This window comes from Nonomuraea sp. NPDC049784, from assembly GCF_040659615.1.
Classification (GTDB): Bacteria; Actinomycetota; Actinomycetes; order Streptosporangiales; family Streptosporangiaceae; genus Nonomuraea.
The window spans coordinates 1-9,236 of sequence record NZ_JBFAMX010000411.1; the positions used below are offsets into that span (position 1 = coordinate 1).

Here is a 9,236-nt window from a genome sequence, read left to right on the forward strand (position 1 = left end):
GGAGGACACCGCGGTGCAGCGTTCCCGGCGTCAGCGGTGACGGCGGGCGGGTCCTGCCGGGCGAAGGCACCCCGTGCGGCGGTGAACACCGCGGTGGCCTGCTCTCGGCGTCGCGTTCCTACGCTTCAAGAGGTCGCAGACTCAGCTGATCATGCTGTTCTGGCCGCCTGGCTCGTCTCCACGAGATGGGCCCCCGATCAATCCTCGGCGGGTGCTACTTCAGAGGACTTCCCAGTCGAGCTCGCCGTCAACTGCCTTGGGCTTCCAGTAGCCGATGGATTTGCCGTTCTCCATGGCGTCGGCGGTGGCCTTCAGCAGGGCATAGTACGAACGGATCCGGATCCCGCCAGGCGTTGCTGCCCTCGTGATCGGTGTCGCCGACGTCACGCTTCACCGAGTCGATGACGAGATGATCTCCCATTCCGTCGGCGCCGACGGCCAGCATGCGCCCGTCCCACCATTCCGTTCGGGGATCGGAATATCCCGGATCCCCGACGTCCTCATGGTCGATCTCGCACAGTCCCCGCCATGTATCCCGGATCTCCGAAACACTCGCACTCGTGTTGCCCAAGAAACCGAAGGCCCAGGTGTCCTTCAGGTAGATGGACCCGTCGTGCCGCAGCAACGACGCCCGCAGGTCGTCAGGGAAGCGCAGGCCCATCTCGGCCTCCGCCGCCGCGATATCCGCTACCTTTCCTGGCTTGCCGAGCGTACGGTAACTCCTGGGGGCATTGGCCTTCAGCCATGACTCGATCCGCCGCCATTGCCGGTTGACCGCCCGGGCCACTTTCGCGTTGAGCGTGCGTACTGTCGGGGCGGCGTCCTTGGGCCGGCAGTCCTCGTCGGGGGTTTCCGCAGCGGACGCTGCCGGCTCCTGAGCAGGCGTGGACATGGACGCGGGCGAATCGTCGTCACTCTGGATGTCCAGGAACAAGCAGGTGGCCGAGCTCTCCGAGGGCACCTCATCGCATGCCCCGTCCTGGAGCGGTCTCCCCTGCGTGATGACGACCTCGCCGGCAGTCACCGCCACTGGTTCCTTGGAGAAGACCGCGGACTCGAGCGCTTGCGTGCCGGAAGCCAGCAGAACAAGCACGAATCCGGCCGCACCCCAGCGGGTCACACGGCGGCGATCTGATGCGCTCAGCGGCTCCCGTGGCGGGCGAACTCTGGTCGCGGGGCGGTCCAACCAGGACGGCCTGGTGGCGTAGCGCTCGAAATCGCTTTCACTGGGAGTCCCGAGAATCGGGACAGGAAGCCCCCCGGAAGCGGGAGTGCTCGCCGGGGGAGAGGGCGAGATGCCGGGCTCCTGCTGCACTGGCTGCGGTTCAGTGGCGGCGCGCCGACGAGAACACACGATGATCACGGCTACCGTCGCTGCCGCGATGGCCGTCGCGAGCGCGAGCCATACCGTCCGTGGAGTCGTTAATCGCCGCACGCCCGGCAGAGTATCCGGAATTGGTCTGTACGGAGATCAAGAACCTTTGTTTGTACGGTACCAGCGCGGTGACGAAGGCCAGCGACAGAGTTTCCTGCAGGGCGTCCTCGGCCGAGCCGAGCATGCGATAGCAGCGCACGTGGAGTTCGCCGCGGCACGGGTCGACGAGCCGGCGGAACGCCTCTTCGTCGCCGGCCCGTGCCTGGCGATCAGGTCCGTGGTCACCCGCGTCAGCCCCAGCTGCTGATCGGCATGTCGTCAGGGTAGGGAGCGGCCTTGCCGCCCTCCAGGCCCGATTTCAGGCCGAGCAGGTGGTAGGCCCACTACTGGCACGAAATCCGGCGTTAACGGGGTTTCTGCCGGCCAGCGAGTCCCCTGTCGTCTTCCTCTTCTGAACGAGGCTCGCGTCGGATTCCGCCCGGTTTCACAGCGCTACCTTGATCTATCTATCGTTACGGTAGGTAGCTGTTGGTAATGGTTGCGTTGCTTTGACGACACTGTGTCTGATAGGTCATACGTTGCGTGTATGCCTGTCGACTTCTTGAGCGACTCAGAAGCGGCGAAGTATGGCCGCTACGACGGTCCGCCCACCCCGGCCGAGATAGAGAAGATCTTCTTTCTCGACAACGAGGACGTGGTCGAGGAGATCGACCTGCGGACGCCCGGCGGTGTCTTGATCTTGCGGAGCATGAGGTCCTCCAGTGAGGGAGCGAATGCCGGGTGAGGCGCACGGCGGTGCAGTGGAAGGCAACGGGGGCGCCGCGGCTGCGTCGTAACGCTACGGATCGGGCGGTCCGAGATCGTCCCCGCACGGTGACGAGGTCGCGCTGACTCCGCGCGAGTTGGAGGTGCTGCGCCTCATCGCCGACGGCCTGTCCAACAGCGAGATCGCCGCGATGTTGGTGATCAGCCAGGAGACCGTCAAGACGTACGTGTCGCGCATCCTCACCAAGCTCGACCTGCGTGACCGCGTACAGGCGGTGGTCTACGCCTACCGCAGGGGCCTGGTGACCTGAGGCACACCGCCCGGGAACCTCGATGGGGCGAACGCCGCAGACGTCAGGAACTGTCTGTGGCCCTGTTCGACCATCAGTGCGCGGCCGTCGGCCCCGGTGCGGCGTGTGTACGCGACGGGCGGGCCGAGACGACGTCGAGCAGGTCGACGAGCAGGTCGACGAGCCGATCGAGCTGTTCCGGGTCCAGGCGGCCGGTCGCGGGCGCCAGGGCACGCCGGATGTCGTCCTCCACGCGTTTGGCGAGTTCGAGCCCGGCCGGGGTCATGTACACCTCGACGACCCGGCCGTCATCGGGGTTCTTGCCGCGTGTCAGCAGTCCCCGGCGCTGGGCGCGGTCGACGAGGGTGGACATCGTGGACTTGTCCAGGCCGAGGTAGGCGGCCAGTTCGGTGACACGGGCGCGGCGGTCGCGGAGGATGCCGAGCACCCGTAGTTGGGTGAGCGACAAATCATGCTCGCCACCGATGCGGGTCAGCACACCGGCCACCTCGAAGGTGGTCCGGACGAGGGCGTCCACGACATCGTCGGCGGTGGTCATGCCGTCATGCTAGTTCGGCATGGTTGGAAATGCCAACCATGCTGGAGCGAGGAACGCCGACGCCACCGTCGCCGGGGACGCCTCGCGGCCCGATCCCGCGCCAGGTCATTGACGGATACGGCATCGATCACGCCGCATCCGTTGACATAGTTTGCATTTCCAACCATCATGAATTTAGTTGGAAATGCAAACCACCTCAGGAGGGCACCATGCACGCTGCCGTCATCCCGGCATCCGAGGCCCCGCCGGTCTATCGCGAACACCCCGACCCCGCACCACGCCACGGCGACGAGCTGGCCGTCGAGGTCCTCGCGGCCGGCCTGCACCACCTGACCAGGGCCAAGGCGAACGGCTCGCACTACTCCAGCAACGGCATGTACCCGCTGGTCCCCGGCGTCGACGGCGTCGTACGCGACCAGGAGGGCAACCTCCGCTACGTGGCCCTGGACGACACCTCTTTGGGGACGTTCGCCGACCGCACCCTGATCGACCCTCGCCGCAGCGTGATCCTGCCCGACGGCATCGACCCCGTGCGGATCGCCGCCGCGATGAACCCGGCCATGTCGTCCTGGGTCGCGCTGCGCCGACGCGTCGACTTCCACTCCGGCCAGCGCGTCCTCGTCCTCGGCGCCACTGGCAACGCCGGACGGATGGCGGTCCAGATCGCCAAACTGTTCGGCGCCGCCCAGGTCATCGCCGCCGGCCGCAACACCACCCGCCTGAAGGCGCTGACCGCGCTCGGCGCCGACGAGACGATCACCTTCGACCAGATCGGCCACGCTGCCGACGTCGACGTGGTCATCGACTACGTGTGGGGCCAACCCGCCGCCGCCGCCATGATGGCGATGCTCACCGCCCGCGCCGACCGCACCGCCCCGCTGACCTGGATCCAGATCGGATCCATCGCCGGCCAGACCGCGCCGATCCCCTCCGCGGCACTGCGCTCCGCCCGCCTGCAGATCGTCGGGAGCGGCATCGGCTCGGTCCCCGCCCGCGACTTCCTCGCCGAGCTGCCGGAGCTGGCCTCAGCGGTGGCCGAGGGCGCGATCGACGTACGGGCCCGCGCCGTACCCCTCGCCCAGGTCGCGCAGGCGTGGACCGCCGCGACCGACGACCGCATCGTTCTCGTCCCCTAGCCGTCACATCCGAGGAGGAAGTCATGACTGCGTTGAGCAGCAACAGGAAACGGGCCCTGGTCGTGGGGCTCGGCGTCAGCGGCATCGCCACGGCGATCGCCCTGCGGCGCATCGGCTGGGATCCGGTGATCGTGGAAAGAGCGCCGGGCCGTCGATCGGGTGGTTACTTCGTCGTGTTGTTCGGCGCCGGCCAGGCCGCGGCGCGGCGACTCGGCATTCTCGACGCCATCCCCGACCGATCGCCGCCCGGCGGCCTCACCTACACGGTGGACCGCGCCGGCGTTCGCAAACCTGGCCTGGGGTTCGCGGATCTGCCGGTCTCGCCGCGCATGATGCTGCGCGGTGACGTGGAACGGGCCGCCTTCGCCGCGCTCCCGCCCGACGTGGAGATCCGCTACGCGACGACCCCCACCCACATCGAGCAGGACGCCTGCGGCGTCGAGGTGACGCTCGAAGGCGACGGTGGATCCGTGACCGAGCGATTCGACCTCGTCGTGGGCGCCGACGGGCTGCGGTCCACGGTCCGGCGTCTCGTCTTCGGCCCCCACGACAGGTATCTGCACCGGCTCGGCTACATGATCGCGGCGACGATGCTGCCGCGCCCGATCGGCGGGCTCTCCCCGCACGAGGGGGCGAGTCTCCTCGAGCCCGGCCGGGCCATGTGGGTCTTTCCGTTCGCCGACCACCCGCCCACCGTGCTCTTCTCGTACCGCACCGACGACGTCGACGCCGATTTCACCGGCCGGCCCGCCGAACGGGTCCGCGCCGCGTACGGACCTCAGCCCACGGGCCGGCTGCTCGGCGAGGCGCTTGACGCGCTCGACGCCGCCGGCGAGTTCCTGTTCGACTCGGTGGAGCAACCCCGCATGGACGCCTGGTCGCACGGCCGGGTCGTGCTGGCCGGCGACTCCGCGTGGTGCCCCAGCCTGTACGCCGCCATGGGGATCTCCGCCGCGCTGGCCGGAGCCGACCTGCTCGGCAGCATGCTGCACCGTCACCCCGGCGACATCCGCGGCGCTCTACGCGCCTGGGAGGCGCAGCTCCGCCCGCACATGACCTACTACCAGGCCAACGGCGTCGAACAGCGATATTTCGTCACCCCCGGCAACCAGCGGCAGATCGCCCTCCGGCCCCTCATGGCGCGCAGCCTCCGGCTCCCGCTGATCGGCAACGCCTTGCGCTCGCTGCGAAGCAACACCAAGTCCATCCGAGAACGGGAACTGGACATCGCCCACGCCGGCTGACGACCACCCGCTCCGCATGCACGCACTCAGACAGTGATGCCCGCCCGGACAGCGTTCGTGAGTTTGGGCTCGTCGCCATGGGTAGCACCGTTCCAACCGAAAGCGGATCATCGCCTGCGGCTGGGACCCGGAAGCCTGCTGATGACGCCGCAGGGCCGCAGCGAAGTCGCCGACCGGGTGGTGACCGTATGTTCGGCAGCCATCCACTGACGCGCAGGCGCAGCCATTCCGCTGACCACGTTGTGATCACGACCAGGAGAGAAAGCGGACCGGCCCGACGCGACCGCCGAGCGGATCAACCAGCGCGCAGGCAGGGCGCTGGCAATGCCTACCGACGTGACCGACCGCCACGCGCTCGCCCGGGCCGCCGCCGTACACGAGCGGTTCGGGAGGGTGGACCTGGTTTTCGCCAACGCCGGTGTCCAGCTCATCTCCCCCATAGGGGACCTGGCGGTCGAGGACTGGGACAGGCAGATTTATCGAGACAGTCGCTCTCAACGGCCAGCGGCGGCACATCCTGGCCGTCATCGAGCACGCCACCCGGCGCGTTCGTGTGCTCGGCACCACCGCTCACCCGAGCACGCGCTGGGTCATCCAGGCGATCAGGAATCTGGTGATGGATCTCGAAGATGCGGGCTGCCGGGCGCGCTTTTTGATCCGAGATCGGGATGGGAAGTTTCCTGCTCTCGTGGAGGAGATCCTTGCCGACGCAGGTATCCAGACCGTGTTCACCGGTATCCGGGTGCCGCGGATGAACTCGATCATGGAGCGATGGGCGCAGTCCTGCCGCCGCAACCTCCTCGACCGCTGCCTCCTGTGGAATGAGCGCCACCTGCGTCACGCACTGCGCGAGTACGAACGGTTTTACAACCAGCACCGAGCCCATCAAGCCCTGGACCAAGCGGCCCCGCTGCGCGCCGTCCCCGATTCAATCACGGATCCAGAGCGGATCACCGACCTGAATGTGTGCCGGCAAGACCGGCTCGGCGGAATCTTTCACGAGTCCTCACATGCCGCTTGACTTGCATGGACGTAGTTTTCGGCAGGCGCGGCGCCGGTGGAGGTGCCGGCGTCACCACCGTGAGCAGCACCGGGGTCGTGGTTGTGCCGGTGGGGTTCAGTTGATGAGCAGCAGGCTATCCACGAGTCCGGTGGTGCTGGAGACGGGGTGGATGGAGGGTGGTGATGCCGGTGAGGACGAGGTCGATGCCGGTGAGGAACTGTTCGCGGTCGTCGTGCTCACGCATCTGGTCTGCGATGGCCCGGATGAACGGGTAGTCGTCGGGGTCGAGATCTTGCCATGCCCTGGATGCGGTGTTGAGGAACTCGGCGCGGTCCGCCTCGGAGCCGGGGACGCTGTCGTCGCCGGCGTTCTGAGAGGTCTGGGCGGTGGCGCCGAGGATGTAGTGGACCAGCGTCGAGGTCGTGGTGAACCAGTCGCCTTGCGGCACGCCCAGCGTGCGGACCGGCCGGCCGATGCTTTCGAAGATCCGCAATGTCACCGGCCCCCAGGGGTTACGGGTGAGCTGCACCGCGAGCTGGGCGGCAAGCCATGGGTGTTCGATGACCGCGTCGAACAGGCCGAGTGCGACGGTGCGGATCTCGTCCTGGGGCGTGCCTCCAGCCCCGCCGGCCTCGGTGGTTTCCGCGGGCTCGGCGGGCTGGGTGGGTCGCGTGGCCAGGGCGGTGGTGACGACGGCGTCGGTCGCGGCCTCCAGCAGCTCGTCCATGTTGCCGATGTGCCAGTAGATCGCGCCGGGACCGGTGGCCAGGCGGCTGGTCAGCGCCCGGACCGTCAGAGCACCTTCCTCCACCGCGTCCAGCAGCTCGACAGCGGTCTCGACGATGCGCTCCCGGGTGAGCACCTGCCTGCGCCGCTGTGATTGACGTGTCCGTATGGCCATGCCTGACATTCTGGCATGTATGGAGCATCGATCCAACATGGAGTACTGTTCCATCATTGGAGCGATGCTCCATAAGCCGCCTGGGGTCTTGCCGGGCGATCCTGATCGAAGGAGGCTCAACGTGTATGACGTGGTGATCGTGGGTGCCGGCCCGGTGGGCCTGTTCCTTGCCGGTGAGCTCGCGCTGGCGGACTGCTCGGTCCTGGTGCTGGAGCGGGACCAGGAGCAGACCTCGCCGTGGAAGGCGCTCCCGCTGGGGATGCGGGGCCTGCACGCCGGATCAGTCGAGACGTTCTACCGCCGCGGGATGCTGGAAGACCTGCTGAAAGCCTCAGGCGCCGACGGGGAGCAGATCGGCGCGGACCCCGACGCGCACGAGCCGCCGGCTCCTCGTGACGTGAGCCACTTCGCGGGCATGCGGCTCGACCCGGCCAACATCGACGCCGCCGCCCTCCCCTTCCGGCTGCCCGGCCCGGCGATGGAGGGCATCATGACCAGCCTCGACGCGGTCGAGACAGTACTGGCCGAGCGGGCGGCCAGGCTCGGCGTGCAGATCCTGCGTGGCGTTCCTGTCGAGGCCGTGACCCAGGACGGCGACACCGTCGTCACACGAGCCGGCAGGCGCGACTACCGGGCGCGCTGGCTCGTGGGATGCGACGGCGGACGCAGCACGGTGCGCCAACTGGCGGGCTTTGACTTCGTCGGCACCCAACCGCTGTTCACCGGCTACGCCGCCCGCGTCACCTTCGCCGATCCGCAGAAGCTGGACCTGGGCTTCAACCTGACGCCGACCGGCATGTACCTGCGGACGCCCTTCGAGGGACACCTGGGGATGATGGACTTCGACGGCGGCGCCTTCGACCGCTCGCAGCCGCTGACGCGCGAGCACCTCCAGACGGTCCTGCGCCGGGTCTCCGGCACCGACGCGACACTCACCGAGGTCCATCTCGCCTCCAGCTTCACCGACCGCGCGATGCAGACCACGACCTACCGGAACGGCCGCATCCTGCTCGCCGGCGACGCCGCCCACATCCACTCCCCGCTCGGCGGCCAGGGACTCAACCTCGGCATCGGCGACGCCATGAACCTCGGCTGGAAACTCGCCGCCACCATCCACGGCACCGCACCAGAGGGCCTGCTCGACACCTACACCGCCGAACGCCACCCCGTCGGCGCGGCGATCCTCGACTGGTCACGCGCCCAGGTCGCGACCATGAACCCCGGCCCCAACGCCCCGGCCCTGCGACGGCTGGTCCACAACCTGCTCGACACCCGCGACGGGACCACCCACGTGTTCCGCAGCACCTCAGGACTGTCCCACCGCTACGACCTGGGCAGCGACCAGCCACTCGTCGGCCGGACCGCCCCGGACTTCCGTCTCGCCGACGGCACCCGCCTCGGCGACCTGCTGCGAGAAGGACACGGCGTCGCACTCGACTTCACCACCGACCAGCGCCTGCACGATGCGGCGATGAGCTGGAAAGGCCGGATCCGCTACGCGGCCGGGCCGGTGAGCAACGACCTAGGATTCGGCGCCCTGCTGGTCCGACCCGACGGCATCGTCGCCTGGACCGACGACCACGACCCCCATCACGAGGCGTTCCGGCACGCCGCGACCCACTGGTTCGGCGACCCGACACCCTGACAGGACGCCGCAAAGCCGACCAGCACGCGGCGAGCGAACCAGCCACAAGCGCCCCGGATCCACACCGATTCCGGGGCACCTTCGAAGGAAAGGGAACTTCCAGGCCGAGTGAAAACCCGACCCAGCCCGAGCTGAACAAGGAAGTGGTCCGCCGCTTCTACCGAACTGTGGGCCAGTGCTCCGGCGTTCACGCCGGGGGTGAAGGCCCACGCGGAAGGCTAGAGCGCGAGCGTGCTCTAGCCTTCCGCGTCGGTGAGCAGGTCAGCTCACACGGGTCGTTTCTGCTGTTCGATGTACTGCTTGAGGACCGTGAGCGGT

General features: G+C 68.2%; 9 protein-coding genes and 2 pseudogenes. 7 read left to right on the top strand and 4 right to left on the bottom strand.

The genetic code is table 11. The features are described from left to right. Positions 1-247: 247 nt before the first annotated feature. Positions 248-1,093, bottom strand: a complete 846-nt coding sequence (locus tag AB0J09_RS45410; protein WP_360705772.1) for an SMI1/KNR4 family protein — start codon at positions 1,091-1,093, stop codon at positions 248-250. A 232-nt stretch (positions 1,094-1,325) separates the two neighbouring features. Continuing rightward, entirely contained in the window at positions 1,326-1,559 is a 234-nt protein-coding gene (locus AB0J09_RS45415) for a hypothetical protein (RefSeq protein ID WP_360705775.1), read from the bottom strand. A gap of 402 nt (positions 1,560-1,961) precedes the next feature. Between AB0J09_RS45415 and AB0J09_RS45420 the strand changes: the two genes are divergently transcribed. Further along, positions 1,962-2,159, top strand: coding sequence for a hypothetical protein (locus AB0J09_RS45420; protein ID WP_360705778.1), 198 nt, complete (start codon positions 1,962-1,964; stop codon positions 2,157-2,159). 94 nt (positions 2,160-2,253) lie between these two features. Continuing rightward, positions 2,254-2,451 (top strand): annotated as a pseudogene (locus AB0J09_RS45425) (response regulator transcription factor); the annotation flags it as partial. 73 nt (positions 2,452-2,524) lie between these two features. Here AB0J09_RS45425 and AB0J09_RS45430 read toward each other — a convergent pair. After that, complete coding sequence (locus AB0J09_RS45430; protein WP_360705780.1) at positions 2,525-2,989, bottom strand: MarR family transcriptional regulator; 465 nt, start codon at positions 2,987-2,989, stop codon at positions 2,525-2,527. A gap of 209 nt (positions 2,990-3,198) precedes the next feature. Here AB0J09_RS45430 and AB0J09_RS45435 point away from each other — a divergent pair, with 209 nt between their 5' ends. The 4 genes and pseudogenes from AB0J09_RS45435 (at position 3,199) to AB0J09_RS45450 (ending at position 6,390) form a co-directional block, all read left to right on the top strand. Next, positions 3,199-4,125, top strand: coding sequence for a zinc-binding alcohol dehydrogenase family protein (locus tag AB0J09_RS45435; RefSeq protein WP_360705783.1), 927 nt, complete (start codon positions 3,199-3,201; stop codon positions 4,123-4,125). 23 nt (positions 4,126-4,148) lie between these two features. Further along, entirely contained in the window at positions 4,149-5,369 is a 1,221-nt protein-coding gene (locus AB0J09_RS45440) for an FAD-dependent monooxygenase (protein ID WP_360705786.1), read from the top strand. A 273-nt stretch (positions 5,370-5,642) separates the two neighbouring features. Then, a pseudogene (locus AB0J09_RS45445) lies at positions 5,643-5,846 on the top strand (SDR family NAD(P)-dependent oxidoreductase); the annotation flags it as partial. A 76-nt stretch (positions 5,847-5,922) separates the two neighbouring features. Further along, positions 5,923-6,390: an integrase core domain-containing protein gene (locus AB0J09_RS45450; protein ID WP_360705789.1), complete on the top strand. Its 468-nt coding sequence runs from the start codon at positions 5,923-5,925 to the stop codon at positions 6,388-6,390. Positions 6,391-6,505: 115 nt separating this feature from the next. Here AB0J09_RS45450 and AB0J09_RS45455 read toward each other — a convergent pair whose 3' ends face one another. Then, entirely contained in the window at positions 6,506-7,273 is a 768-nt protein-coding gene (locus AB0J09_RS45455) for a TetR/AcrR family transcriptional regulator (RefSeq protein WP_360705791.1), read from the bottom strand. Between the two features lie 121 nt (positions 7,274-7,394). Between AB0J09_RS45455 and AB0J09_RS45460 the strand changes: the two genes are divergently transcribed. After that, positions 7,395-8,918, top strand: coding sequence for an FAD-dependent oxidoreductase (locus AB0J09_RS45460; RefSeq protein ID WP_360705794.1), 1,524 nt, complete (start codon positions 7,395-7,397; stop codon positions 8,916-8,918). Positions 8,919-9,236: the final 318 nt, after the last annotated feature.

Excerpts from the sequence above, each read along its gene's own strand:
- AB0J09_RS45415 (WP_360705775.1), bottom strand. The coding sequence starts at position 1,559 with ATGCTCGGCTCGGCCGAGGACGCCCTGCAGGAAACTCTGTCGCTGGCC.
- AB0J09_RS45420 (WP_360705778.1), top strand. The coding sequence starts at position 1,962 with ATGCCTGTCGACTTCTTGAGCGACTCAGAAGCGGCGAAGTATGGCCGC.
- AB0J09_RS45430 (WP_360705780.1), bottom strand. The coding sequence starts at position 2,989 with ATGACCACCGCCGACGATGTCGTGGACGCCCTCGTCCGGACCACCTTC.
- AB0J09_RS45435 (WP_360705783.1), top strand. The coding sequence starts at position 3,199 with ATGCACGCTGCCGTCATCCCGGCATCCGAGGCCCCGCCGGTCTATCGC.
- AB0J09_RS45440 (WP_360705786.1), top strand. The coding sequence starts at position 4,149 with ATGACTGCGTTGAGCAGCAACAGGAAACGGGCCCTGGTCGTGGGGCTC.
- AB0J09_RS45455 (WP_360705791.1), bottom strand. The coding sequence starts at position 7,273 with ATGGCCATACGGACACGTCAATCACAGCGGCGCAGGCAGGTGCTCACC.